Here is a 25,424-nt window from a genome sequence, read left to right as displayed (position 1 = left end):
TCAGTTCGACTGTGCTTGCGGCGATTGCGGCGGTTGCGGCTGGGCATACCACCACATCGACGTGATCCAGCCTTCCGCGCCATAGTACAGAGGCAGCGTCTTCGGCCAGGCGAGACCGCGCTTGAACGCCACCCGGTGCGAAGCGCTGTACCACTGCGGAATCACATAGTAGCCATGCATCAGCACGCGGTCGAGCGCGTGCGTAGCGTCGATCAGCTGCGCGCGCGTCTGCGCATGCACGAGCGCGCTCAGGATCGCGTCGACGGCCGGCGACTTTATCCCGATCACATTGTCCGAACCGTTGGTGTCCGCAGCCTTGCTACCAAAACGGTCGATCTGCTCCGAACCGGGCACCTGCACGTCTCCCATACGAATCGTGGTCGCATCGAAGTCGAATGCGTCGAGTCGCTTCTGATAGACCGCGAAGTCGGACGCTCGAAACCTCGCGGTGATGCCGAGCTTCTGCAGATTACGGACGAGGGTCGCGACGATCGGCTCAAACTGCGCGGACGAGCCGGAGTCGTCGAGTATCTCGAACTCGAATGGCTCACCTTTGGCATTACGCAGTGCATTGTCGCGATAGGTCCACCCCGCCTGCTGCAACAACGCGCGCGCTTGCAGCAGATTGGCGCGCAGCGAGCCTGGCGGATCGGTGTCGGGCTGCTTCGGCGGCAGACCGAACACAGCCGGATCAAGTTTGGCGCGCCACGGGTCGAGCAGCGCCAACTCGCCAGGCGTTGGCATACCCTTCGCCTGCAATTCTGTATTGGCGAAGAAACTGTCGATGCGCGTGTACTGATTGAAGAACAGTTGCCGGTTCAGCCACTGAAAGTCGAGTGCGAGATCGAGCGCCTTGCGCACGCGGACGTCCTGAAACAATGGCCGCCGTGTATTGAGCACGAAGCCTTGCATGCCAATGCCGTTATGTTGCGGGAATTCGCGTTTGATCAACTCGCCGCTATCGAACTTCTTGCCGACGTCGCGCCGCACCCAATTGCGCGCGATATATTCGACCAATGCGTCGTACTCACCCGCCTTGAACGCCTCGAGCCGCGCGGTGCTATCCGAATACAGCTTGTAGACGATCCGATCGAAATTGTTCATGCCGACCCGCACCGGCAACGTCGCGCCCCAATAATTCGGATCGCGTCGATAGGCAATCGTGCGACCGTTCTCGTACTGATCGATCAGATAAGGCCCGCTGGCGATCGGCTTCTCGAACGCCAACTGGTCGAACGCGATGCGGCTGCCGTCCGGCTTCATCCCCCACTTGCGCGAAAACACCGGCATGCCGCCCGCGAGCAGCGGCAACTCGCGATTGCGTTGATGAAACTCGAAGCGGATCGTATGCGGATCAACAACGACTGCGCGTGTGATCTCGCCAAAAAACGACGCGAATTGCGGCGCGGCCTTCGGGCTTTTCAGCGTGTCGAGCGAAAACTTGACGTCGTCCGCGGTGACCGGATCGCCGTTCGAAAAGCGCGCGCGCGGGTTGATGTGAAAAGTGGTCGACAGGCCGTCGGGCGCGATCTTGATGTCGTCCGCGAGCAGGCCATAGGCGGACGCCACTTCGTCGCTGCTGCCGATGGTCAGGCTCTCGAACATCAGGTCGACGCCCGGTGCGGTGTTACCGCGCAGTGTGAACGGATTGAATTTATCGAAGCTGGTGAGCCGGCTCGGATTGGCAAGCACCAGCGTGCCACCCTTCGGCGCATCCGGGTTGACGTAGTCGAAGTGCTTGAAATCCGCGGGATATTTCGGCTCGCCGTATTGCGCGATCGCATAGACCGCCTGGGCCTCGGGCGCCGCGAGCAAACCGGCGAGAAGTGACACGCCGCACAGTGCAACAGCGCACGCCGAGCGCGAGGAGCGCGGCACAACCGGTAGACCGACACGCGATAGCCTGTGAATCACGCTGCACCAAAGTGCACGAGGCGTTTGAACCCATCGCGAGCCAGTTGTCATAGGGGCCTTGTTGGTCAGTGGGCAATTGCGGTGTGAGGGAATTCTACCCAATAAACCCGCGCAATCCGCACATCTCATCTGCGGGACGTTCACGCGCGTGGTGCGCAAACCTCATTGGGAGAATTCATGGGCGTCCTCGCTGGCAAACGCATCCTGCTGACCGGCTTGCCCTGTTGACTCGGCGTTTTCAGCTCAGCCCGCAGGTTTCGCGAGCGCAATAACAAAACCGCCCTTTTTGGGGCGGTTTTTTCAACGCGGTAACTGCGTCAACTGTGGCTTTTTGATGGCTTAGTGCCAGCCACGACGATTGTCGTAGTGGTCACGGCCGTAATCGTAGCGGCCAGGGGGATGACGGCGATACCAGTCGTCACGCGCCCAGTAGCGGCGGCCGTCCCAGTAGCGGTCGCCGTGCCAGCCGATCACGATCGCCGGGCCGCCGTAGTACACGGGAGCCGGTTGATAGACGACGGGCGGCGGCGGGGGCGGCGGCGGTGCGTAGACCGGAGCCGGCGCCACGTAGACCGGCGCGGGAATGCCGATGTTGACACCAATGTTGAGCCCGCCGGCCATTGCAGCACCCGACGCAGCCAACCCGAGAACCCCGATCAGAAGTGGAACAAGACGTGCGGACTTCATTGATCACCCTTTTGAAGAATGTGTGTTGTTGGCCGAAATATAGCGCACGGCAGCCATCCGCGTATTTCAACTTTGTAATAACTGATGCACAAGATCGCATGGGTGGCCGCCTCGTTACGTCTCGTTACATTGGACGAAGGTTGGGTGAAAAAGTAGTGGCGGTGTAATTGAGCCGAGTTGTTGTTAGTCGCCCATCTGTCGGCAAGTTGCTCATCTTTCACCGCCCTCGCCGCGGCAGGGCGACTCTGGCCGCCGCTTTCGCACGCACCTGGTAATCCGGTCGCCGGCTTCACGATCCGCCTTGTGGCTGCGGCAATGGCGGCGCACTCAAATCAGTAGGATGTCGAAGCATTCTTGCGGCACGTAGCGGGCCTAACCTGACTGCAAAAACCGTCCGCTCCATTCGCCTCAATCGCCACTGCCTTCCCGTGCGTTCGCGCTGCCCCAGTAGGTGATTCATATCGGATCGCAAGAAGACAACGCAGCGCTGCCAAGCGTCGCCTCTCATCTCAGCAACCTCGCCACCTCTCCGCCGCGATAACCGCAGATCAACCACGCTCATTCGCATCGGCCGCCAAAACGAACATTGAATGTTCGAAAGAACATTTAAATAATATCCAGAAGTCACCAGTCGTCCGACCTCATCACCTTAAAAGCATGGCGCAAAAGGCCAAATTCAATAGATAATTCAAGAAACTCAACCACTTAATTCATGGTTTTCCCTAGTACCCGGCCTCACTATCAGTGATACGATGACTGACACTAAAACGAAGATCAATGTTCGAATTCGCGCATGCCTGCCGTCCAGCGGCCAGTCAGCGGACACATTGGGTACGGAGACAGATTTTGAAAACAATCATTGGTTTGCGCTGGTGGATCATCGCGCTCGTATGCGTCGGGACGATCGTCAACTATCTGTCGCGCAACGCCCTCGGTGTGATGGCGCCTCAGTTGACGCAGTTGCTGCACATGAGCACCAAGCAGTACTCGTACGTAGTCGGTGCGTTCCAGGTCGGCTACACGATCATGCAGCCGGTATGCGGCCTGATCATCGACCTGATCGGCCTGAGGCTCGGCTTTGCGCTGTTCGCCTGCCTCTGGTCGCTGACGGGCGTGCTGCACGGTTTCGCGACTGGCTGGCTTTCGCTCGCGGCCTTGCGCGGACTCATGGGGTTGACTGAGGCCGTCGCCATCCCAGCCGGCATGAAGGTGGTCGCCGAATGGTTTCCCAATCGCGAGAAGTCCGTGGCCGTGGGCTACTTCAATGCGGGCACGTCGCTCGGTTCGCTGCTCGCCCCGCCGCTCGTCGTCTTCCTGTCGCTGAGATATGGCTGGCAAAGCGCGTTTGCGGTGACCGGTGCGCTCGGTTTCGTGTGGGCTGCCGCCTGGTATGTGCTGTATCGCTCGCCGGCCGATCACGCGCGCATCAGCGCGGCCGAGCGCGAGACGATCGTCAGCGGACAAACTCCGGGCGCGCCGCAACGGCGCAGCATCCGCGAAGTCCTCCGCACGCGCCGCTTCTGGGCGATCGCACAAGCGCGCTTCTTCGCGGAGCCTGCGTGGCAAACGTTCAGCTTCTGGATTCCCCTTTACCTCGCGACGCAACGCCACATGGATCTGAAGCAGATCGCGCTGTTTGCGTGGCTGCCGTTTCTTGCCGCCGACCTCGGCGGCCTCTTCGGCGGCTACCTGTCGCCGTTCCTGATGAAGCATTTGCGCATCCCGCTGATCGGCTCGCGAATCGCCGGTGTCGTGCTCGGCGCCTTCATGATGCTCGGACCGGCGTGTATCGGCCTTGTCGCCTCACCGTATCAGGCTATCGCGCTCTTTTGCGTGGGCGGCTTCGCGCATCAGATGATCTCGGCGCTCGTCAATACGCTCGCGGCCGACGTATTCGACCCCAGCGAAGTCGGCACCGTCGCCGGATTTGCCGGGATGTCCGCGTGGATCGGCGGCCTGGGCTTTTCGCTGCTTGTCGGCGCGCTGGCCGATACGATCGGCTACACGCCGCTCTTCGGCGCCCTCGGCGCGTTCGATCTCATCGGCGCCACGCTGCTGATCATTCTGATGCGCGGCGTCAAACGCGACGCACGTCCGCATCAAGTCGACAACAACGCCAGCCCTGCTGCGTGACCTCACTCGAAGACCCATCATGCGTTCACTGACGAATCTGAAGCACCCGCCGCTTTTTTCACTGTCTTCCCATGCCGGCAACCACGTCGTTCTTGCCGCGCAGGAAAACTGCCGGATCGAACTGTTCGTTCTCGCCGACGACATCATCCGCGTACTCGTGCTGCCGGACGGCGAAACGCGCGGTCCGCGTACCTGGTCTCTCGCGCCGGGCGCTGACGACGTTCCGCTCGAAGGCCGCGATCGCCGTGACATGAGCGGCTTTACGCCACCACCGTTCACGCTTTCAAGCGACGCTGGGCACGTCGTGGTCGAAACAGCGCGCATCCGTTTGACGGTCACGCTGGATGGCGGATTCTGCGCGTGGGACATCCTGCACGACTCGGCCTGGCATCGCGTGATGAGCGATCGGAAGACGCAGGCGTATAACTTCGGCTGGTGGGACGAGCGCGTGTACCACTACATCGAGCGTCGCAAGGACGAAATGTATGTGGGCCTGGGCGAGCGCGCCGGTTCGCTGAATCGCGCGGACCAGTCCTACGAAATGCGCAATATCGACGCGATGGGTTATAGCGCACGCACGACCGATCCGCTCTACAAGCACATCCCCTTCTACGTGACGTGGCAGCCGGAAAGCGCCACAGGATTCGGCCTGTTCTACGACACGCTCGCCGACTGCCGCTTCGATATGGGCCGCGAGCTCGACAACTATCACGGGCACTACCGGCACTTTGTCGCCGAGCATGGCGATCTCGACTATTACTTCATCGCATCGACGGGCACGCCCTTGCATGCAGTGCGCCGCTTTACGTGGCTGACCGGGCGTCCGGCCTGGATGCCGAAATGGGGACTCGGCTACTCCGGCTCGACGATGAGCTACACCGACGCGCCCGACGCGCAGCAGCGCATGGGCGAATTCATCGATCGATGCAGCGAGCACGACGTGCTGTGCGATTCGTTCCACCTGTCGTCGGGCTATACCTCGATCGGTCCGAAGCGCTACGTGTTCAACTGGAACCACGAGAAGTTTCCGGACATCGACGGCTTCGTGCGTGGCTATCTCGAGCCTGGCGTGCGTCTGTGCGCGAATATCAAACCGTGCCTGTTGCAGGATCATCCGGCCTTCGACGAAGTGGCGCGCGCCGGTTTGCTGATCGCGTCGAGTGACGGCGATCCGGCGTGGGTACAGTTCTGGGACGAAGTCGGCGCATATCTGGACTTCACGAATCCCGCCACCATCGACTGGTGGAAAGCGCGCGTGAAAGACAGCCTGTTGAAACACGGTATCGCCGCAACCTGGAACGACAACAACGAATTCGAAATCTGGTCGCCCGACGCGATTGCCCAGGGCTTCGGCCAACCGTATCCCGCACGCGAGGCGAAGGTGCTGCAAACGCAGTTGATGATGCGCGCGTCGCACGACGCACAGCGCGAATACGCGCCGGACCGCCGGCCATTTCTCGTGTCCCGCTCAGGCGGCGTCGGTATGCAACGCTATGTGCAAACCTGGTCCGGCGACAACTACACCTCGTGGGAAACGCTGCGTTTCAATCTGAAGATGGGCCTCGGACTCGCGATGTCCGGCGTGTCGAACAGCGGCCACGATATCGGCGGATTCTCGGGTCCGGCGCCGGGTCCGGAGTTGTTCGTCCGCTGGGTCGCCTTCGGCATCTTCCTGCCGCGCTTCAGCATTCATTCCTGGAACGACGACGGCACGGTCAATGAGCCGTGGATGTATCCCGAAGTCACGCAGCAGGTCGCGGCGCTGATCAAACTGCGCTACCGGCTGATTCCCTACCTGTACGAGTTGCTATGGCAATCGCACAGCGCGTACGAACCGGTATTGCGTCCGATGTTCGCGGAGTTTCCGCACGATCCGCGCTGTCTCGCGGATGGCGACGACATGATGCTGGGCCCGTCGATGCTGGTTGCACCGGTGGTCGAAGCGGGCCAGTCGACGCGCGACGTCTATCTGCCGACCGGTGCACGTTGGGCGTCGTACTGGAGCGGCGAGGTGTTCGAAGGCGGCCAGACGGTGACGCTGCCTGCCCCATTCGAGCAGCCCGTGACCTTGCTTCGCGAGGGCAGCGTAATTCCGCTGAACATCGCTGAACAACACTTCGGCCGTCCCGCCGACGAACGTGCGTTCATTGCCGTGCCACACGTCGGCACAGGCATCGCTCGCGGCGGCTGCGTCGAAGACGACGGCGAAAGCGAAGCCTGGCGCACAGGCGCGCAAGGCCACTGGCAGGTCACGATTACAAGCGATGCGAGCACGCTGCGCATTTCGATCGTGCGGGAAGGCTGGGTCCAGCAGCCGCAGCAGGAAATTCGACTGCTCGTGCCAAAGGACGAAGCGCGCACGGCCATTTGCATCGACGGCGCGCTGGTGGCCGACCACACCGCCGACGGCTGGCGATGCCTGACGATTGCCATCGCCCCCTAACCCAGCATGCATCACCGACCTGAAGACCAACGATTCCCCATCCAATCCGGAGACCCGCTAGCCATGAACTCATTGAAGCGCGCGCGTACACGCGCACTCGTCCTCTCGTGCCTGCCGTTTGCGGGCATCGTGCTGTCAAGCGGCGCGTCGGCCCAAAGCAGCGTGACGCTGTACGGCGTCGTCGACAACGCGTTCGCCTACGTCAGCAACCAGAAGGGACATTCCAACTTCTACATGAGCCAGGGCAACCTGCAGGCGAGCAAGTTCGGCCTGCTCGGTGCTGAAGACATTGGCGGCGGCACGAAGGTGATTTTCAGGCTTGAAAGCGGCTTTAACTCGCTGACCGGCGCACAGAGTAGCGCAGGCTTCATTTTCAATCGGCAAGCGTACGTCGGGCTCAACAACGACCGATACGGAACGGTGACACTCGGCCGCCAGTACACGCCCTACTTCCAGATGGTCGGCGCACTAGGGCCGACAGGCGTATTGACGGGCGCGACAGGTGCGCATCCGGGCGACCTCGACGCGCTCGACACCACGTTACGCCTCAACAATTCGGTTACCTATCTTTCGCCGAACCTCGCCGGTTTGCAATTCAGCGCGCAGTACGGCCTGGGCGGTGTGCCGGGCAGCGTGGCCAACGGCAGCCAATTCAGCGCGACGGCCCGCTACGACTACCAGCCGTTTGCGATCGCGGTGGGCTACGTGAAACTGAAAGACATCGCGACGAGCCAGGCGCTCGGCACCTACGCGGTCAATTCGCCGGTGAACAGCGGCTATGCGACGGCACGCAGCGCGCAGTTGTTCGCCGCAGCGGCTCGCTACACCCACCAGGGCCTGATGGTCGGCGTGAACTATTCGAACGTACAGTACGCGCCTGGCTCCGGTTCGCCGTTCACCGGCGAAGGCGTGTTCAATACGTACGGCGTGATTTCCACATACCGGATCACGCCGGCCGTGACGGTCGGCGCCGGCTACAGCTACACGCAAGCGAGCAAAGCGAATGGCATCAGCGATGCAGCGCGCTATCAGCAGGTCTCGCTCGAGCAGACGTACAACCTCTCCGCCCGCACGACGCTATACGCACTGGAGGCCTATCAGCATGCGAGAGGCAAGACGCTGGTCGCGTCGGGCAGCGCTGGCACGAGTATCACTGACGCAGTGGCTGTGGTCGGCGACTCGCAGAATACGACGCCGTCGTCGGGGCCGTCACAATTCGTCGGCATGGTGGGGTTGAGGCACGCGTTTTGATGCGGTCAGCGTGTTGCCTCACGCAAACCACGCACACGGTAGGCGGAAACCGGCTCAGTCTGCCCGTTCCCCCAGCTATGCCGGATGTACGTAACGACGTCAGCGACTTCCTGGTCACTGAGTGTCCCACGATAGGCAGGCATCGGATACGGCGCCGGCACCCCCTGAATCTTCAACGCACCGGTTCCGTTCAGGACGACGTTGATCAGCGAAGACGGATCCTTCTCCAGTGCGTTCGGATTGCCAGCCAGCGGCGCCAGCAGCGGAGCATAGCCTCGTCCCGTCACTCCGTGACAGTGCAGGCAGTAGGTCGCGTACGTCGCCGCCCCAAGCTGGCCTCCGGCCATCGCATGCGCCATTGCTCCCGTCGTACTGCCGTCGTAAGGTGCGCCATCACCAGAGCCGCGCGTTGGCCCAAGCGACTTCAGATAGCGCGCCATCGCAGCCCGATCCGCATCGCTCAGATACTGCGTGCTGTGATTGATCACATCGGTCATCGGACCAAATGCAGTCGCATGCCGGTTGGCACCGGTCCCGAGGAACAAGGCCACGTCTTCCTCGCTCCAGCGGCCAAGCCCGGTGTTGCTATCGCCCGTCAGGTTCGACGCGAACCACCCGTCGAGCGCAGCACCGCCAAGGAATGCCGTACCGCGCTCATTGAGCGCCTTCTCCTGGAACGCGATCCCACGCGCGGTATGGCATGCACCGCAGTGGCCGAGCGTCTGGACGAGATAAGCCCCACGATTCCACTGCGCATCCTTGCCGGGGACATCCTGATAGGGCGCATCGTCGACGAACAGCAGATTCCAGAACTTCAGCGGCCAGCGCGCATTCAGCGCGCCACGGAATATCCGGCTTGCGGTTCGGTTGACTCACCGGCTGCACGCCGCGCATGAAATACGCGTACAGCGCATGGATGTCGGCGTCGCTCGTCCTCGCGTACGACGGGTACGGCATCGCCGGATAGAGGTTGTGGCCGTCCTTTGCGACACCCTTGCGCATCGCAGCGGCAAAATCCGCTTCCGAATAACGGGCGATGCCGGTCTCGGCGTCCGGTGTGATGTTGGTCGAATAGATCCGCCCCATCGGCGTGTTCATCGGCAGGCCGCCCGAGAACGGCTTGCCGCGTGTCGCGGTGTGGCAGGCAATGCAGTCGCCGGCCTTCGCGAGATACGCACCGCGCGCGATCAGATCGGCGTCGGCGGCTGGAGCCGCACTGGCCGAAACGGATAGCGCCAGCAGCGCGGCCCCTACCGCGATGGAGGCAAGACGGGACACACCCGCAGCAGGAATCGAACGCTTCAAGATCATGCCCCTCATGCCGCGTTGAGCTGGTTGCCGACCGGCAGCGTGCGCAGACGCTTGCCGGTCGCCGCGAAAATCGCATTGGTCACCGCCGGCGCCACCACCGCGGTACCCGGCTCGCCGATACCGCCCGACGCTTCGGTACTTTTCACGATGTGCACTTCGATCTTCGGTGCCTCGTGTATCCGCAGCATCCGGTAGTCGTTGAAGTTCCCCTGCTCGACCCGCCCGTCCTTGAGGGTGATCTCACCATGCAGCGCCGCGGTGATCCCGAAGATCAGACCGCCCTGCATCTGCGCCTCGATTGTGTCGGGGTTGATCACCTGTCCGCAGTCGACCACGCAGACCACACGATCGACGCCGACCTTGCCGTCGATCACCGTGACCTCCGCCACCGCGCAGAAAAAGCTGCCGAATGCGCTCATCACCGACACGCCCCGCCCCGCGTGAGTGCCCAGAGGCCGACCCCAGCCCGACACCCGTTGCGCCACCTCCAGCACGTTCTTCGTTCGTGGAGACTTGCCGAGCAGCGCGAGCCGATAGGCGACAGGGTCCACCTTCGCCAGCCCCGCCAGTTCGTCGATGAAACTTTCGGTCACGAACGTGCTGCGCATCGGGCCGACACCACGCCAGAAACCGGTCTGTACACCGCGCGGCTCCTGCCGTACGTAGTCCACCTTCTGATTCGGCAGGTCGTACGGAAGGTCCGACGCGACTTCAATCGCGTCGAAATCCAGGTTGTTCCTGAAGAGCGGCGGAGCGAAGCGCGCAACGACCGACGAGCCGACCACACGATGCGTCCATGCCACGGGTTTCCCATGACCGTCCAGGCCGGCCGAGATCCGGTCGTAGTAGCACGGCCGGTACAGGTCGTGCTGAATGTCCTGTTCGCGTGTCCACGTCATCTTGACCGGTGCGTCGACGTGCCGGCCGATGAGCAGTGCCTGTGCGATCGTATCCGGTTCAAGCCGGCGCCCGAAGCCACCTCCGAGCAGATGGTTGTGCAGCGTGATCTTCTCCGCCGGCAGGCCGGTGACGGCCATCGCCGCACCCATCGCCCGCGTCGGGCTCTGGGTGCCGACCCAGATATCGCATGCGTCAGCGCGCACGTGAACCGTGCAGTTCATCGGCTCCATCGGCGCATGCGCAAGGAACGGTTGCCGGTAGACGGCATCCAGCTTCTTTGCCGCGCCACGAAACGCCTGTTCGACGTCACCCTGATGGCGCGCAACCGCGCCGTCGCGATGCGACGCGCGCTCAAGGTCATCGAACAGCATTTGCGACGACAGGTCTGCATTTGCGCCCTCGTTCCATTCAATCTCAAGCGCGGCCGCACCGCGCATCGCCGCCCACGTACGATCGCCAATTACCGCTACCGCATTGTCGAGTTGCACCACCTGGCGCACACCGGACATGCGACGGGTGGCCGCGTCATCGACATGAGCGACCTTGCCGCCAACAACTGGACAGTTCACGACTGCGGCATACAGCATCCCCGGCACCTGGACGTCAATGCCGAACTTCGCCGTACCGTTGGTCTTCTCAACAGAATCCAGCCGATGCGCCCTCGTCCCGATGAGCCTGAAATCCTGAGGTTTTTTCAGCGTGACACCCGACACCAGTGCGTCGGTCACCGGCTCCCTCGCTGCCGCGTCGACGAGCGCACCATAGGCGAGCCGGCGACCGCTTGCAGGGTGGATGACCATACCCGCTTCGGCACGACACGACGCCGGGTCCACGCTCCATTGCCGCGCCGCCGCGTTGACCAGCAGCGTGCGCGCGACCGCGCCAGCCCGGCGCATGCGCTCCGAACTTGAGCGCACCGACATCGACAGACCGGTGGTCTGTTCGTGCATCAGCGGATCGGTATAGAGATCGGGATTGGCAGGCGCATGTTCGAGCGTGACCTGTGACAGCGGCACCTCCAGCTCTTCCGCGATCAGCATCGGAAACGCGGTGTAGATGCCCTGCCCCATCTCCACCTTCATCATCACGAGCCGGACCTGGCCCGCATGGTCGATACGCACGAAGGCGTTCGGCGTGAATCCGCTGTCGTGCGGCACCCGTTGCACGGCCTTGCCCGCTCGCCGCTCCTCGCCATGCCCGCTCACGCTGAAGCCGAGCAGCAGCCCGCCCCCGGCAACCGCACTCACGGCAAGGCCCAGCTTCAGGAACTGGCGGCGTGCCAGCGGATCCCTGTCCCGTAGCGCCGGTTGCAGGCGCTCGTCCAATGATTGACGCGTCATCTCATACCTCCCGCGCCGCGCGATGGATTGCTGCACGAACCCGCACGTAGGTGCCACAGCGACAGACGTTACCCGCCATCGCAGCGTCGATGTCGCCATCGGTCGGATTCGGGTTCGCCGCGATCAGCGCCGCCGCGGCCATCACCTGGCCCGACTGGCAGTAGCCGCACTGCACGACGTCGAGATCCACCCATGCCTGCTGGACCTTCCGGCCCGCCGACGTTGCGCCGATCGCCTCGATCGTCGTGACGCGGCGGGTGCCCACCTGGGCCACCGGCGTCACACACGCGCGCGCCGGCTCACCGTCGAGATGCACCGTGCATGCGCCGCACTGCGCGATCCCGCAGCCAAACTTCGTTCCAGTCAAGCCGACGGTATCCCGTAGCACCCACAGCAGTGGCATGGCCGGGGGAGCGTCGACCATGTGATCCTGTCCATTGATATTGAGCGTGATCATCTGTCGATTCTTGTTGGAAAATCAGGTGTGGGGAATTCGCTGCGGGGAGCAGCGGTACGGGCAAACGAGCCAAAACAGGGGCTGCAAACCAGCCGGCCGCGGCGTGTAAAGCCGGGCGTTCATCAGGACTGAAACACCATTCGCAGTCCTGAGCCAGACGACCCGCCGGTTCTACCGACGGGCCATCCTCAAACGATCAACCGTTGAGCTTCGGCGAAAGCAGGTCCTGCAGACCGATCGCGTAATACATCTCGCGGCGCATCCGGTCCGCCACGCCATTGACGATCTCCGCGCCGTCCTGCGACGGATCCACGTGCACGCGGAACGGCCGCTTGCCGAACGGCAAATCCACTACGCGAACGATCTCCGCGGCGACCTCCGCCGGATCCGCATCCGCCGGCTCCAGGCTTGCCAGCCCCTTCAGCGCCTGATCCGTCACGCCCGCATACGGGCCGTTTTCGTATTCGGCTGCGACATGCGCATCGGCCGGCTTGCCCGAGTGCGCGAAGTGGTTCGTGCCCTTGGTGAACGCGCCCGGCACCATGATCGTCGTCTCGATGCCCCAGCGTGCCAGCTCCGTCGAGTACGACACTGCAAGCGCGTCCATCGCCGCCTTCGCCGCGAAATACGGTGCGAGGAACGGCGGCGTGCCGCCGCGCGTGGACGACGAGCCGACCCACACCAGCAGCCCCTTGCCCTGCTTGCGCAGATACGGCAGCGCCGCACGGTTCACCCGCTGCGCGCCGAGCACGTTGACGTCGTACTGCTGGATCATTTGCTCGGGCGTAAACGCCTCGGCCGGGCCGAACACCATGTGACCGGCGTTGTGCACGATCACATCGAGACGGCCGGAGTCCTTCAGGATGTGCGCAAATCGAGCGATTTTTCCTTCGACCACTGTGCGATTTCCGCGACGCGAGGCGCGTTGCGGCCCTGCGTTTCGCGCATCGACGCGTAGACGGTATGGCCCGCTTCGGCCAGCGCACGGGCCGTCATTAAACCGAAACCGGATGATGCGCCAGTCACGAGAATGGTGTACGTCATGAGTTATCTCCTGGATTCAATGCCCGACTACGGGTTGCGAAGGCTGGACCACCTGGACCCGGCCTGTTCCGGTGCGATCGCCGAAAATCGACCGGTAGAGGTCGATCCCGCTATCCAGATGTGTGCGGAATCCGAACTGCTGATCCAGCATTGCCAGCATGTCGGCACGCTCAATGCGCATCACATAGCTGTGCTCGTTCGTCACAAGCACACACGATTCGCCGTGCGCCTCAGCAGCACTGAACCACTTGCCCGGGTCCGCATGGCCACTTCTTACGGTGCGTCCGGCATGCTCGACCTGCCAACCACCGTCGAGCAGGATCCAGTACGGCGCATCCGGCTCGACACCGTGATCGCACGTTGCGATCACGGCACCGGCGTCCGCTTCCCACTCGCGTGAGTGGTCGATCACCCAGCGGAGCTGCGCCGTGGACAGTGCAGTGAAAAACGGCGTATGCCGCAGAAGGTGCAAATACGTAACAGAGGGTCTCATCGTCATCTTCTGTGCAGCGTCCGGCTCCCGCTTTCCGCCGCATGATGCCAATCCCAATACTGCGATCAGCGTCAGGATGGAGGTCGAGAGACGCAGGCGCCAACGCGCCGCGCCTCCCGGAGCCTGAAGGGTCACCATGTCAGGTTCCACTATCGGCTCGCCGGTACGTCAGGCAATGCCGCCGTTGGCACGCAGCACCTGGCCGTTCACCCATGCACCGTCCGGGCCGGCAAGGAACGCCACCGCGTTTGCGATGTCTTCCGGTTGGCCCAGACGTTCGAGCGGCGGCATCTTCGAGAACTGTGCGATCTGCTCGTCGGTCTTGCCGTTCAGGAACAGGTCCGTTGCCACCGGACCCGGCGCCACGCAGTTCACCGTAATGCGACGGCCGCGCAGTTCCTTCGCGAACACGCGCGAGAACGCTTCCACCGCCGCCTTCGTGCCGTTGTAAATCGAGTAGCCCGGTAGGTTCAGCGCGAGCGTCGTGCTCGACAGATTGATGATCCGACCACCATCGTTCAGGCGCGTCGCTGCCTCGCGCAGCATGTTGAACACGCCGCCAACGTTGATCGCAAACGTCTGCGCGAACACCTCGTCGGTGGTCTGCGCGAGCGGCACCGTCTTCAGGATGCCGGCGTTGTTCACCACCACGTCGATCTTGCCGAGTTGCTGCTCGACCGTTTCGAACAGACGGCGCACGTCTTCGACCTTCGAGACGTCGCCCTGAACCGCCAGCGCCTTGCCACCGGCCTGTGCCAGCTCGGCGACGAGCTTGTCCGCCTCTGCGGAACTCGACGCATAGTTGACCGCGACCGCGAAACCGTCACGGACGAGACGACGCGCGATGGTTGCGCCGATGCCACGGGAAGCGCCGGTCACGATCGCGACGCCGGATTGATTTGCTGCACTCATCGAAAATCTCCTATTCAGGTTGAAACCTGAGCAGGATATTGACCGACATCGCGACAAAGATAATTAGCAATGTTTTGCCATCACTGTTTCATTTGCTTTAACTATTGACCAAGGAATCGTACCGGTAAACACCTATACAAAAAACCCGTATTTTGATAATAATTGACAGTATGCGATTGTCCGTTTAGCACAATTCGAGAAATATAGAATGACGCACTTCGTTACCGTCTCCACGGCGACGATCCCACCCGAAGGGCAGGCAGCCGAATGGGCTCGCACAATTAGTGAGCGCTTCAGCGAATGCTTCGATAAACAGCGTCGCCGTACCGCCAGCGGCGAACCCTTTACCGGCAGGATCGGTTACGCCCGCATTGGACAGATCCAGTTATGCCGACTTGCCGCGCAAGGACATCAGGTAGAAAACGCGCCGCGAAGCAGCAGTATTCACGCCAGCCACTACAAGATCACCCTCCAGCTTGAGGGTCACTCTGACTTTGAGCAGGATGGATTGAGGGCGAGACTGTCCCCCGGCCAGTGGGTCATCTACGATACGGCGAGACCGTATCTGATGAGCGCGCCACATTCCATTCACGTGGCCATCGCAACCATTCCGAAGGAACTCGTTCGCCTCACGCTCGCCGAGCGTTGTGCGCTTGTGCAGCCCCTGACTTCCCTTAGCGGCGCAGGCCGTCAACTTCGACAGTACATCGTTGATCGCCTGGACGAACTCGAAATCTCAGCGGGATGCGACGCGGTCGAAACCGCCCCGTCAATTGAATGGGAACTGGCGAGCCAGATCAAGGTTGCCCTGCAGGACCAGATTGCCGAAACGAGAAGGAACCTGCACCCGAGGATGCTACGGGCTCGCATCGTGGAATACATCGAACAGAACCTGTCCGATCCGGAACTCACCGTTGACCGGATCGCACACGACCTGCACTGTTCGAAACGTTATCTGCACACGGTGTTCGATACCGCGGACAACACGCTCGGGCGCTACATTCTGCAACTGCGACTCACGAACGTCTGTCGTGCCTTCAGCAATCCATCGCTGCAACAGTGCTCGATCACCGAGCTTGCGATGAAGTGGGGCTTCGTCAGCCCCGGCCATTTCAGCCGAACCTTCAAGGAAACGTTCGGTATCACGCCCCGCGACTACAGGGCGAGCGTGGCTCAGTCGATACCTGCCTGCTGACACAGGATATGTGCCGCCATCCCGCCGTCGCACGGGATGTTCACCCCGCGTATCCAGCGACTACCCTCGCCGCAAAGAAACGCCACGAGAGGAGCAATATCCTCCGCTTGTCCTGCGCGCTCCAGGAGCCGCATATCCTCCTCGGCACGCTCGCCGAGCGTCTGCAGGAAATCCTGATGAATCGGCGTTTCCACCGGCCCGGGGCTGACGGCATTCATGCGGATCCCACGCGCGCGCCACTGCCAGCGCCTCTGCAGCGTCCACGCGATCAAGGCTTCCTTCGACAGGAAATATGCGCGCGCATCGTCGCCCCCGTGCTGCGTGCAGAACGTCGCGACATCGTCGAGGCTGTCGACGTCGAGCAAGGCGCGCACCTGGTCGACCTGCTCGGCCCAGCCGAAACCGGCCAGTGAGCCCAGATTGACGATCGACGCGCCGTCGTTGAGCTTCGGCAGCAGCGACAGCGTCAAACGACGCAGGCCGACGAAATTCACCTGCAACACCAGCGCGCCGCCCCTGGTCGGCGGCAGACCCGCGATATTGCACAGTGCGTCCACGCCGCCCTGAATTTCTCCCGCGACCGCATCGATCGAATCCGCGCGCGAGAGATCGGCGCGGATGAACTGATCACACAAACCTGCCGTCGGTTCGTTGCGATCGACCGCGATCACTTTCGCACCCAACGACTTCGCTTCTGCGGCGCACGCTGCGCCAATTCCCGAAGCTGCCCCAGTTATCACTATGGTTTTACCTTGCAACGACATGCTCGTCATCTCCTTGAGTTGTCTCCCTGGCACCGACTCTGCGGCACCGGATGGCCCAACTCTATTCGCAGAACAACGCTCACGTCTTGCCTGAAAGTGCAGTGTTGACCCGGCAGCAAATCTCCCCGGCGAAATTGCACTGTCAGGCAAGAGATCTCTCTGCCGTTCCCGTACATTCGGCGCCACAGTGTATTTCCAATGGAGACATTTAACTTGAGATCTGTCCAGTTGCTCATTGGGGGGCGTGCGCAGCCGGCCGCGTCCGGCGCCACATTCGCGCGCATCAACCCGCAATCGAATCAGGCCGTCACGGAAGCATCCGCAGCCAGCGCAGAAGACGCCCGGCTTGCCGCGGATGCGGCAGAAGCCGCCTTTGCCCAATGGTCCCAGACCGGCCCGTCCGAGCGTCGCGCCAGGCTCTTGCGTGCCGCAGACCTGATGGAACAGCAGAAAGACCCGTTCGTCGAGATCATGCAGGCGGAAACCGGCGCGACGCGCGTCTGGGCCGAGCACAACGTGTTCGCCGCGGCCGCGATCCTGCGAGAAGCCGCGAGCATGACCACCCAGATCAGCGGCGAAGTCATTCCCTCCGATGAAGGCCGCCTGTCGTTCGCGGTGCGCCAGCCCGCCGGCGTGGTGCTCGGCATCGCGCCCTGGAACGCACCGATCGTGCTCGGCACGCGAGCCATCGCGATGCCGCTCGCCTGCGGCAACACGGTGGTACTGAAGGCCTCAGAACTGTGCCCGGCAACCCACGCGAAAATCGCCGAGGTGCTGGTCGAGGCCGGCCTCGGCAATGGCGTGGTCAACCTGATCACCCATGCTCCCGCCGCAGCAGGCGAAGTGGTCGGCGCGCTGATCGAGCATCCGGCCGTGCGGCGCATCAACTTCACGGGTTCCACCCGCGTCGGCCAGTTGATCGCCGAGCAGGCCGCGCGCGTGCTCAAGCCGGTCCTGCTCGAACTGGGCGGGAAGTCCCCGCTGATCGTGCTCGACGATGCCGACCTGGAACGCGCCGTTCAAGCCGCGGCATTCGGTGCGTTCTTCAATCAAGGGCAGATCTGCATGTCGACCGAGCGGATTGTCGTTACGCCCGGCATCGCCGCCGCGTTCGTACGGCGCCTCGGCGACAAGGCCAATAGCATCGCCGTCGGTGATCCGCTCGTGAGCGACGCGCCGCTCGGCGCACTGGCCAGCGCCGCGGCCGGCGCGCGCATCAACGAACTGATCGACGATGCACTGAGCAAGGGTGCCGCCCTGGTGGCCGGCGGCAAGGCCGAAGGCGTGTTTATGCCGGCAACGGTGCTCGACGGCGTCACCGCGGACATGCATATCTACCGTGAAGAGACCTTCGGCCCGATCGTCTGCGTGCTGCACGCCGACCACGACGACCATGCGGTGACGCTAGCCAACGACACGGAATTCGGCCTGTCCGCCGCCGTCTTCAGCCAGAACATCGAGCGCGCGTTCTCGGTCACGAAGCGCATCCGCTCGGGTATCTGCCACATCAATGGCGCGACCGTCAGCGACGAACCGCAGATGCCGTTTGGCGGCACCGGCCGCAGCGGTTACGGCCGCTTTGGCGGCAAGGCCGGGATCGCGGAGTTCACCGAGCTGCGCTGGATCACGGTGGCATCCGATGCGCCGCACTTCCCGATCTGATCAGCGAATCGCCAGCGGGCGAGCGCCATCAAGCGTTCGCCCGATACAAAAATCAAGCAAGGAGATAAACATGAGTATTCACGCAACCGACGCACGGGCGCACACGCTGCAGGCGGGATGGACCCGCTTCGATCACGGCGCCTTCGAATGCACGGTCGTCACCGATGGTCTCCTGCATCTCGGGCCGCCACGCACCACGTTTCCGGAGGCCGACGTCGAGGAACTCGACGATCTGCTGATCCGTGCCTTCCTGCCCACCGAATCGATTGCGCTCGATCAGAACGTCCTGCTCGTCAACACCGGCGAACAACTGATCCTGTTCGACACCGGCGTCGGCATCAATGCCGATCTCGGCGTCAAGACCTTCGGGCCGCTGACCGGCCAGGCGATCGCCAACATGCGCGCCGCCGGAATCGAACCCGAGGCAATCGACATAGTGGCGCTCACCCATACGCACCCGGACCATTGCTGGGGACTCGTCGATGACGACGACCGCAAGCTGTTTCCGAACGCGCGCATCGTGGTGAGCCGTGCCGACGTCGACTACTGGACCAATCTCGACAATATCCGACCGTCGATGTCCGACCACATGAAGGATCACTTCTACGGCGCGCACAAGAACCTCGCGCCCTACCGCGATGTAATCAGCTTCATTGAGGATGGCCAGGAAATCGTGCCGGGCATCCGCGCGCATGCCACGCCGGGCCACAGCCCCGGCCATACGATCTATGAAATTTCCAGCGAAGGCCAGACGCTCGTTTGCTGGGGCGATCTGTGCCATCACCAGGTGCTGCTGCTGCAGCGCCCCGACTGGGCGTTCCTGTTCGACTACGACAGTTCCGCCGCCGCGGCAACCCGCGTGAAGGTGCTCGACTGGATCGAGAAGAGTGAATACCAGGTGCTGTCGTATCACTTTCCTTTCCCGGGACGCGGCCATCTGCGGCGCAACGGCGGTGGCTACGACTGGTTGCCCTCGCCAATCCAGCTCGAACGCGCCTGAGCGCACCCTCATCCACATTACGGTCATCGCATCATGAACACACCCTACCGTTGCACCTGCGACCTGATCGACGTACACGCCCACTGCCTGCCGCCCGCCTACCGCAAGGCGCTCGACGCAGCCGGCCTCGCCACGCTCGACGGTGGTTATCCGGTTCCCGAATGGACGCCTGAAAAAGCCACCGCAGTGATGGCGGAAAACGGCATCGATACCATGATGCTGTCGGTGTCCTCGCCGAGCGTCAGTTTCCTGCCCACGCGGGAAGCGCGCGTGCGTCTCGCGCGCACCATCAACGAAGATATCGCGCAGTTGCGGCGCGATCATCCCGGCAGCTTTGGCGGCTTCATGACCTTGCCGCTGCCGTACGTCGCCGAATCGCTGGCCGAGATCGACTACGCCTTCGACGAGCTCGATCTCGACGGCATCGTCATCGAAACCAATAGCGACGGCAAATATCTCGGCGACCCGTCGCTCGCGCCGATCTTCGACCGGCTCAACGAACGGCAGGCCACCATCTTCCTGCATCCAACCGCGCCGGCCTGCTTCTCGGCGGTCGGCCTCGGACGACCTGCGCCGCTCTTCGAATTCCCGTGCGACACGGCACGTACGGTGATCGACCTGGTGTTCTCGAACACCTTCAAGCGCTGTCCCGACATCAAGCTGATCCTGCCGCACGCGGGCGGCGTCCTGCCTGCGATCGCGCACCGGATCGCACTGCTGTCACCCATGCCCGTGATGAAACCGCAGCCCAAGGCATCGGAAGAAGTGATTGCCGAATTCAAGGGTCTGTATTACGACCTCGCGATGTCCGCGAATCAGCCGGGTTTCGACGTGCTGCGCACGCTCGCGCCGATCTCGCAGATTCTCGTCGGCACGGATTTCCCGTTCCAGCCGGCCGCCAACGTGGCACGGAATATTGACAACTTCCGCCGCCTCGAAGGCATCGATGCAGACGAGCACGAGGCGATCGCGCGCAATAACGCACTGCGCCTGTTTCCGCATTTCGCCGCGCGCCCGGCGAGCTGACGCGTTGCGTTCTTAAGCCATATCCGTCGTTCCTTGAAGTTGACGTATCCGCGGCGCCTGGATCGCTCCTGGCGTAGCGGAGGGTTTGTCGCGCCCGCGGCAGCCCGGCACCGTACGAATGACGTCCCTCGGCGCGCCATTCGCACAACAGAAAAAAGCGGCACCGATAGCCGACCCAGACACATAGGAGACAAACATGAATACCGTACTGGTAGACGATCTCATTGACGAGCGGCCCTTCGGCCTGTTCCAGGCTGGCATCTTCGCCATCTGCTTCCTGATCGCCCTGATGGACGGCGCCAACGTCCAGGTCATGGGTCTGAGCGCGCCCCTCATGGCCGTCGATCTGAAACTCACGCCGGCCCAGCTCGGCCCGCTCTTCGCCGGCTCCGAATTCGGCTTCATGATGGGCGCGCTGCTGCTCGGTCCGCTCGCAGATCGGATCGGCCGCAAGACCGTACTGGTTGCGTGTGCCTGGCTGTTCGGGCTGGCCTCGCTCGGCACCGTTGCCGCACCCGGCTTCGCGGCGCTGCTCACGCTGCGCGTCGTGACCGGCATCGGACTCGGTGGCGCGGCGCCATGCCTCGTGAGCCTCGCAACCGAATACGTGTCGCAGCGCTACCGCGGACGGGTAGCATCGCTGCTCTGGGCCGCGATGCCGGCCGGCGGCGTCATTGCCGGCTTCGCGGCAAGCGTCGTGATTCCTCAGTACGGCTGGAAGTCGATGTTCTACCTGAGCGGCATCGTGCCCATCGTCGCCGCGATCCTGGTGCTGCTCTTCGTTCCCGAATCGGTGCGGCTGCTGATCCTGTCCAACGCGCCGCAGCAGCGCATCGAGCGCATCATCAGGCGGCTCGCTCCGTCGCGTTCGTTCGGAGACGCGGTGCGTTACGCCACGCACGAGCATCAGGAAAAGGGGCTGCCGGTCAAACATCTCTTCATGGACGGCCGCGCGCCGTTCACCGCATTGCTCTGGCTCGCCTTCTTCCTCAACTTCCTCGCCTTGATCGCGACCCTGGCCTGGACCAGCACGCTGCTGCGCAGCGCTGCCATGCCGGTGGCAGACGCAGCGACGGTGATTGGCTGGAACAACGTGGGCGGAACCATAGGCGTTGCGATAGCCGGCGCTGTGATGGAACGGCTCGGCACCTATCGCTTCCTTGCACTGATCTACACCGTCGGCGCGATCGCGCTGGCCTTGACCGGCATCTGCGCGCCGCACACTGCTTCGGTCGCGCTGTGCTCGGGTCTGACCGGCCTGTTCGTGGGCGGCGCCACCTCAGGTCTGATCGCGATCGCGACGATCGCCTATCCGACAGCGATCCGCTCGACCGGTGTGGGCTGGGGACTCGCGGCCGGACGTTTCGGTGGCGCATCCGGCCCGGTCGTGGTCGGAGCTCTCGTCGCCGCCGGATTCCCGGTCGCCCAGACCTTCATCGTGATCTCGGCTCCTGTGCTCGGCGCAGCACTGGTGATGCTGATGATGGGACGCCTCAACACCGTGCATGCAACGGATCGCGCCGAATTCGCCGCGCATTGAATCAAGGCCAGGGGACGAAGCCCCTGGCCAGCACCGATCAAACAAAAACAAGCGATATCCAGGAGACAAACATGTTCAAGCGAACGCTACTCATCTGCACCGCGCTGCTCGCATGCGACCAGGCATCGGCACAGGGCAGCATGACCATCTTCGGCATGATGGATGCCGGCATCACATACGTGAACAATTCAGGCGGAAAGAACAAGTTCTTCTTCGACGACGGCAACTATTATCCCAACATGCTGGGCTTCCTCGGGCAGGAAGATCTTGGTGGTGGAACCAAAGCCGTGTTCGAACTCGTGAACCAGTTTTCACTCGCCAACGGCTCGACCATTCCTGACGCAGACGGGCTCTTCAACCGGACAGCCTACGTTGGCCTCGACAGCGGCACGCTCGGACGATTGACGTTCGGTACCCAGTACGACTTCATGAAGGACCAATTGCTCGAGTACGACGCTTCGCTCTATACAGGCGGTTTCTACAATTTTCGCGACGGCCCGTTTCAGGCGCTGAAGATCCCCGACAACGCGACCGGATCATGGGATTTCGATCGCGTCGGCGGATCGTCGCGCGTGTCCAACTCCGTCAGGTACCGGTCTATCGACTATGGCGGATTTTCATTTGGCCTGATGTACGGCTTCGGCAACGTAGCCGGCGCCGTATCGACCGATAACACGGTCAGTGCGGCGCTGGAGTATAAGCGTGGCGGGTTCGGCATCGCCGCGGCCTACACCGACGTCAAATACCCGCAAATGGATAACGGCCATGAGGGGATTCGCAACTGGGGAGTCGGCACAAAGTACGACACCGGCAAAGTCCTCGCCAATGTCCTCTACACCAATACCCGAAACACCCTCACGGGTGCGGAGATCAATGCGATACAGCTCGGCGCAAACTGGCGTATCACCCCGGAATGGTCACTCGGTGGGGATTACCAATACATGAAGGGAAACGCCGAACTCTCCAGCAACAAGGCCCATGAAGTCACAGCATCGGTGATGTACTGGCTGTCGAAGCGGACAACCCTGTACGCGGAGGGCATCTACCAGCGCGCGATCGGCGGCAACGGTCCGGCAACAGCGTGGATCAACGGATTGCTCGCACCCTCCAGCACCGGTTCACAGATCCTGGCGCGAATCGGAATGGCGACCACTTTCTAGCCACCCGGGGCCATGCGCTAGCGCCAAGCCCGCAGTCTGCGGGCCGCTGCGCACCGACACACGACCATCACGCGTCCCCCATGAACAGAACGACCGTCGCCGATCCAGACCTTACCCAGGCGTGCCTGAACGGGCAGCACACCCTCACGCGCAGCGGGGGGCGAGGTCTGCGCACCCTCCTCGCCGCCTCGGGGCCTGCCGTCATCGCCTCCGTGGCCTACCTGGACCCAGGCAACATCATCACCAACCTGCAGGCAGGCGCACGATACGGCGACACCCTCCTGTGGGTCGTCCTCCTTGCCAGTATCGTTGCAATGCTGTTCCAGTCCATGTCAGCCAGGCTCGGAATCGCCCCAGGACGCAATCTTGCCGAGATCTGTCGCGATGCGCTGCCGCGCCGCTACGCCATTGCCCTGTGGTTGTTCTGCGAAGCGGCCGCCATGGCCACGGATCTCGCCGAGGTACTCGGTGGCGCCATCGGCATATCGCTGCTTTTGCACATAACGCTGTTCGACGGGATGGTGATCACGATCATCGCGACCTATGCCCTCCTGCAACTCGAAAAGCGCGGATTCCGCCCGTTAGAACTCGTGATCGCCGGTTTCGTCGGCGTCATAGGGATGGCATACCTGGCCGAACTGTCGATCATGCCGGTGAACTGGTCGTCCGTCTGGCGGCACTCCTTGCCTTCGCGCTTCGCCGATCACGGCGCGCTCAACCCTGCGGTCGGCATCGTCGGGGCCAGACAACGGCCCGTGCCACAGGGCTCCCTTGAATACAGGATCCAGGTTAAGTGCAATGCTGTCGCCGAACGATTCAACCTGCCACCGGCCGAGATAGTCGTTATAGCTCACATGTACCAGTTGCACGGGCGAATTGGCCGCCTTGACCCAGTAAGGACCGGCAAGGCCCGGTAGTGTGTCACGCTAGGCTTGTGCTGCCGCACCTCGCTGGGGTGCGGCAGCAAAGACTGTGTTCATATCCCTCATTTCCACCTCATTTCCACCTCATTTCATTCATCGGGGCGATTGCGCCCTATCTCACCCAGCAAGACATCCCGGCACGCCAGCAACCTCTCCACGATTCGTGGTCGTCCGGCTGCCGCGACACGGACTGCCGGAGCCGGAACGGATACCGCAAAGCGCCCGAGGATGGTATCAACGCCGACAGCAAGGGACACAACACCGGGCGTCGTTTCGTTGTCGTCGACCGCATAGCCGATGCGCCTCACACGCTTCAGTTCCTTCAGTAGTTCGCCGCTGTCCGTCCCCTTGGCGTCTGGCAGTTGAAGCAGCATCAACGCCTCCTCGTCCGCACAGAGCGCCAGTAACGCCCTCCCGCCCGCCGTGGTCGCGAGCGGCAGGTTCGCCCCGACACGCGGCACCACACGCAGTTCCTGCTCGGCTACCACCACGTGAATGAACGCCAGCTCGCGGCCGCTGATCCGGCCGAGCGCCACCGTTTCACCAATATCGTCGCTCAGCGACTGCAGGTGCGGGGCCGCCACGGCTACCACGTCGGTATGCAGTTTGCCGACCAGCCGCAGGAACGCCGGCCCGAGCCGCACGCCATCAGCGCGCCCGGTACGAACGAGCTCCTCGTCAGCCAGCGCCTTCACGATGCGCTGGATCGTGGAACGGGGTAGATCAACCGCCTTCGCGATCGGCCCGACGCTCAGCCTGCCGGTCTTCGAAGGCGGACGACTGCGTGCCCAACTGAAGCTGCGTGAGGCACAGCAGCAGGAGGCCGCGCTCGCGTATCAGCGTACGGTGCTTGGCGCCTGGAACGAGATCGACAACACGCTCTCCGCGCTCTCGACGGAGCAGCAGCGACGCACGAGTCTCGCGGCGAATGTTGCGCAAAGCGACCATGCCTTGCAGCTCTCGACGTCGCGCTACCAGGCCGGCGCCGGCACCCGGCTCGATGCGCTCGCAGCGCATCGAACCCTGCTCGCGGCAAAGCTCGAATGGATACGCAGCGATGCGGACGTATCGCTGAACGCAATACGTCTGTACAAGGCGCTTGGCGGCGGCTGGGAAGGCGCGGGCGAAACCCCGCTCGCCGCGCGCTGACGAATCACGCTGTTGCGTCACATCACCGATGCAACAGCTCGCCTTTCCTTGATCGACCGAGGGCTATCGCACGATTGCTGCTCTAATTTTCCCGACCAGAACAGGGATGGGTCTGCCATG

Annotated in this window: 19 protein-coding genes and 2 pseudogenes; 11 read left to right on the top strand and 10 right to left on the bottom strand. The window is 62.7% G+C overall.

What is annotated here, in order from left to right:
* Nucleotides 1-1,965: an extracellular solute-binding protein gene (locus M0D64_RS08790; protein WP_266257343.1), complete on the bottom strand. Its 1,965-nt coding sequence runs from the start codon at nt 1,963-1,965 to the stop codon at nt 1-3.
* Nucleotides 1,966-2,253: 288 nt separating this feature from the next.
* Nucleotides 2,254-2,601: a hypothetical protein gene (locus M0D64_RS08785; RefSeq protein WP_171925499.1), complete on the bottom strand. Its 348-nt coding sequence runs from the start codon at nt 2,599-2,601 to the stop codon at nt 2,254-2,256.
* Nucleotides 2,602-3,447: 846 nt separating this feature from the next.
* On the opposite strand from M0D64_RS08785, the gene M0D64_RS08780 reads away from it, so the two are divergent.
* The 3 genes from M0D64_RS08780 to M0D64_RS08770 all read left to right on the top strand — a co-directional run bounded on the left by M0D64_RS08780 (nt 3,448) and on the right by M0D64_RS08770 (nt 8,428).
* Nucleotides 3,448-4,734 carry an MFS transporter gene (locus tag M0D64_RS08780; RefSeq protein WP_171925498.1) on the top strand — a complete coding sequence of 429 codons (1,287 nt, stop codon included), beginning with the start codon at nt 3,448-3,450 and terminating at the stop codon, nt 4,732-4,734.
* Nucleotides 4,735-4,753: 19 nt separating this feature from the next.
* Nucleotides 4,754-7,177, top strand: coding sequence for a glycoside hydrolase family 31 protein (locus M0D64_RS08775; protein WP_266257342.1), 2,424 nt, complete (start codon nt 4,754-4,756; stop codon nt 7,175-7,177).
* 63 nt (nt 7,178-7,240) lie between these two features.
* Nucleotides 7,241-8,428 carry a porin gene (locus M0D64_RS08770; RefSeq protein ID WP_266257341.1) on the top strand — a complete coding sequence of 396 codons (1,188 nt, stop codon included), beginning with the start codon at nt 7,241-7,243 and terminating at the stop codon, nt 8,426-8,428.
* Nucleotides 8,429-8,433: 5 nt separating this feature from the next.
* Here the strand turns inward: M0D64_RS08770 and M0D64_RS08765 are convergent.
* From M0D64_RS08765 to M0D64_RS08740, 6 genes and pseudogenes are all read right to left on the bottom strand, one after another.
* Nucleotides 8,434-9,739: pseudogene (locus M0D64_RS08765) on the bottom strand (cytochrome c).
* A 5-nt stretch (nt 9,740-9,744) separates the two neighbouring features.
* Nucleotides 9,745-11,979, bottom strand: a complete 2,235-nt coding sequence (locus tag M0D64_RS08760) for a xanthine dehydrogenase family protein molybdopterin-binding subunit (RefSeq protein ID WP_266257339.1) — start codon at nt 11,977-11,979, stop codon at nt 9,745-9,747.
* A gap of 1 nt (nt 11,980) precedes the next feature.
* Nucleotides 11,981-12,436: a (2Fe-2S)-binding protein gene (locus M0D64_RS08755; RefSeq protein ID WP_266257338.1), complete on the bottom strand. Its 456-nt coding sequence runs from the start codon at nt 12,434-12,436 to the stop codon at nt 11,981-11,983.
* A gap of 196 nt (nt 12,437-12,632) precedes the next feature.
* A pseudogene (locus tag M0D64_RS08750) lies at nt 12,633-13,480 on the bottom strand (SDR family NAD(P)-dependent oxidoreductase).
* Between the two features lie 16 nt (nt 13,481-13,496).
* Complete coding sequence (locus tag M0D64_RS08745) at nt 13,497-14,111, bottom strand: hypothetical protein (RefSeq protein WP_266257337.1); 615 nt, start codon at nt 14,109-14,111, stop codon at nt 13,497-13,499.
* Nucleotides 14,112-14,141: 30 nt separating this feature from the next.
* Complete coding sequence (locus M0D64_RS08740; RefSeq protein ID WP_266257336.1) at nt 14,142-14,885, bottom strand: SDR family oxidoreductase; 744 nt, start codon at nt 14,883-14,885, stop codon at nt 14,142-14,144.
* A gap of 208 nt (nt 14,886-15,093) precedes the next feature.
* Between M0D64_RS08740 and M0D64_RS08735 the strand changes: the two genes are divergently transcribed.
* Nucleotides 15,094-16,080, top strand: coding sequence for an AraC family transcriptional regulator (locus M0D64_RS08735; RefSeq protein ID WP_266257335.1), 987 nt, complete (start codon nt 15,094-15,096; stop codon nt 16,078-16,080).
* Here M0D64_RS08735 and M0D64_RS08730 read toward each other — a convergent pair.
* The gene (locus M0D64_RS08730; protein WP_266257334.1) at nt 16,059-16,844 is read right to left on the bottom strand and encodes a coniferyl-alcohol dehydrogenase; all 786 of its coding nucleotides are present in this window, start codon (nt 16,842-16,844) and stop codon (nt 16,059-16,061) included. The genes M0D64_RS08735 and M0D64_RS08730 overlap by 22 nt on opposite strands.
* Nucleotides 16,845-17,057: 213 nt before the next feature.
* On the opposite strand from M0D64_RS08730, the gene M0D64_RS08725 reads away from it, so the two are divergent.
* The 6 genes from M0D64_RS08725 (at nt 17,058) to M0D64_RS08700 (ending at nt 24,149) form a co-directional block, all read left to right on the top strand.
* On the top strand, nt 17,058-18,506 hold the full coding sequence (locus tag M0D64_RS08725) for an aldehyde dehydrogenase (protein ID WP_266257333.1): 1,449 nt from the start codon (nt 17,058-17,060) through the stop codon (nt 18,504-18,506).
* Nucleotides 18,507-18,576: 70 nt separating this feature from the next.
* Nucleotides 18,577-19,506, top strand: coding sequence for an MBL fold metallo-hydrolase (locus M0D64_RS08720; protein WP_266257332.1), 930 nt, complete (start codon nt 18,577-18,579; stop codon nt 19,504-19,506).
* Between the two features lie 33 nt (nt 19,507-19,539).
* The gene (locus M0D64_RS08715) at nt 19,540-20,532 is read left to right on the top strand and encodes an amidohydrolase family protein (protein WP_266257331.1); all 993 of its coding nucleotides are present in this window, start codon (nt 19,540-19,542) and stop codon (nt 20,530-20,532) included.
* Nucleotides 20,533-20,728: 196 nt separating this feature from the next.
* A complete protein-coding gene (locus tag M0D64_RS08710; RefSeq protein ID WP_266257330.1) occupies nt 20,729-22,072 on the top strand; it encodes an MFS transporter in 1,344 nt (447 codons plus the stop codon).
* 71 nt (nt 22,073-22,143) lie between these two features.
* A complete protein-coding gene (locus M0D64_RS08705) occupies nt 22,144-23,232 on the top strand; it encodes a porin (protein WP_266257329.1) in 1,089 nt (362 codons plus the stop codon).
* 80 nt (nt 23,233-23,312) lie between these two features.
* A complete protein-coding gene (locus M0D64_RS08700; RefSeq protein ID WP_266257328.1) occupies nt 23,313-24,149 on the top strand; it encodes an Nramp family divalent metal transporter in 837 nt (278 codons plus the stop codon).
* Between the two features lie 95 nt (nt 24,150-24,244).
* On the opposite strand, the gene M0D64_RS08695 is transcribed toward M0D64_RS08700, so the two are convergent.
* Nucleotides 24,245-24,850 (bottom strand): IclR family transcriptional regulator, encoded by a 606-nt coding sequence (locus M0D64_RS08695; protein WP_266257327.1) that lies wholly within the window; start codon nt 24,848-24,850, stop codon nt 24,245-24,247.
* A 13-nt stretch (nt 24,851-24,863) separates the two neighbouring features.
* Between M0D64_RS08695 and M0D64_RS08690 the strand changes: the two genes are divergently transcribed.
* Entirely contained in the window at nt 24,864-25,304 is a 441-nt protein-coding gene (locus M0D64_RS08690) for a TolC family protein (RefSeq protein WP_266257326.1), read from the top strand.
* Nucleotides 25,305-25,424: the final 120 nt, after the last annotated feature.

Source organism: Paraburkholderia sp. WS6, from assembly GCF_030464835.1.
Classification (GTDB): domain Bacteria; phylum Pseudomonadota; class Gammaproteobacteria; order Burkholderiales; family Burkholderiaceae; genus Paraburkholderia; species Paraburkholderia madseniana.
This window is presented reverse-complemented; position numbering and strand designations above follow the sequence as displayed.

Bases quoted from the DNA above. Each gene is read 5' to 3' on its own strand.
- M0D64_RS08720 (WP_266257332.1), top strand. From the start codon at position 18,577: ATGAGTATTCACGCAACCGACGCACGGGCGCACACGCTGCAGGCGGGA.
- M0D64_RS08785 (WP_171925499.1), bottom strand. From the start codon at position 2,601: ATGAAGTCCGCACGTCTTGTTCCACTTCTGATCGGGGTTCTCGGGTTG.
- M0D64_RS08710 (WP_266257330.1), top strand. From the start codon at position 20,729: ATGAATACCGTACTGGTAGACGATCTCATTGACGAGCGGCCCTTCGGC.
- M0D64_RS08740 (WP_266257336.1), bottom strand. From the start codon at position 14,885: ATGAGTGCAGCAAATCAATCCGGCGTCGCGATCGTGACCGGCGCTTCC.
- M0D64_RS08775 (WP_266257342.1), top strand. From the start codon at position 4,754: ATGCGTTCACTGACGAATCTGAAGCACCCGCCGCTTTTTTCACTGTCT.
- M0D64_RS08790 (WP_266257343.1), bottom strand. From the start codon at position 1,965: ATGACAACTGGCTCGCGATGGGTTCAAACGCCTCGTGCACTTTGGTGC.
- M0D64_RS08745 (WP_266257337.1), bottom strand. From the start codon at position 14,111: ATGGTGACCCTTCAGGCTCCGGGAGGCGCGGCGCGTTGGCGCCTGCGT.
- M0D64_RS08730 (WP_266257334.1), bottom strand. From the start codon at position 16,844: ATGTCGTTGCAAGGTAAAACCATAGTGATAACTGGGGCAGCTTCGGGA.
- M0D64_RS08760 (WP_266257339.1), bottom strand. From the start codon at position 11,979: ATGACGCGTCAATCATTGGACGAGCGCCTGCAACCGGCGCTACGGGAC.
- M0D64_RS08735 (WP_266257335.1), top strand. From the start codon at position 15,094: ATGACGCACTTCGTTACCGTCTCCACGGCGACGATCCCACCCGAAGGG.
- M0D64_RS08715 (WP_266257331.1), top strand. From the start codon at position 19,540: ATGAACACACCCTACCGTTGCACCTGCGACCTGATCGACGTACACGCC.
- M0D64_RS08700 (WP_266257328.1), top strand. From the start codon at position 23,313: ATGAACAGAACGACCGTCGCCGATCCAGACCTTACCCAGGCGTGCCTG.
- M0D64_RS08755 (WP_266257338.1), bottom strand. From the start codon at position 12,436: ATGATCACGCTCAATATCAATGGACAGGATCACATGGTCGACGCTCCC.
- M0D64_RS08770 (WP_266257341.1), top strand. From the start codon at position 7,241: ATGAACTCATTGAAGCGCGCGCGTACACGCGCACTCGTCCTCTCGTGC.
- M0D64_RS08705 (WP_266257329.1), top strand. From the start codon at position 22,144: ATGTTCAAGCGAACGCTACTCATCTGCACCGCGCTGCTCGCATGCGAC.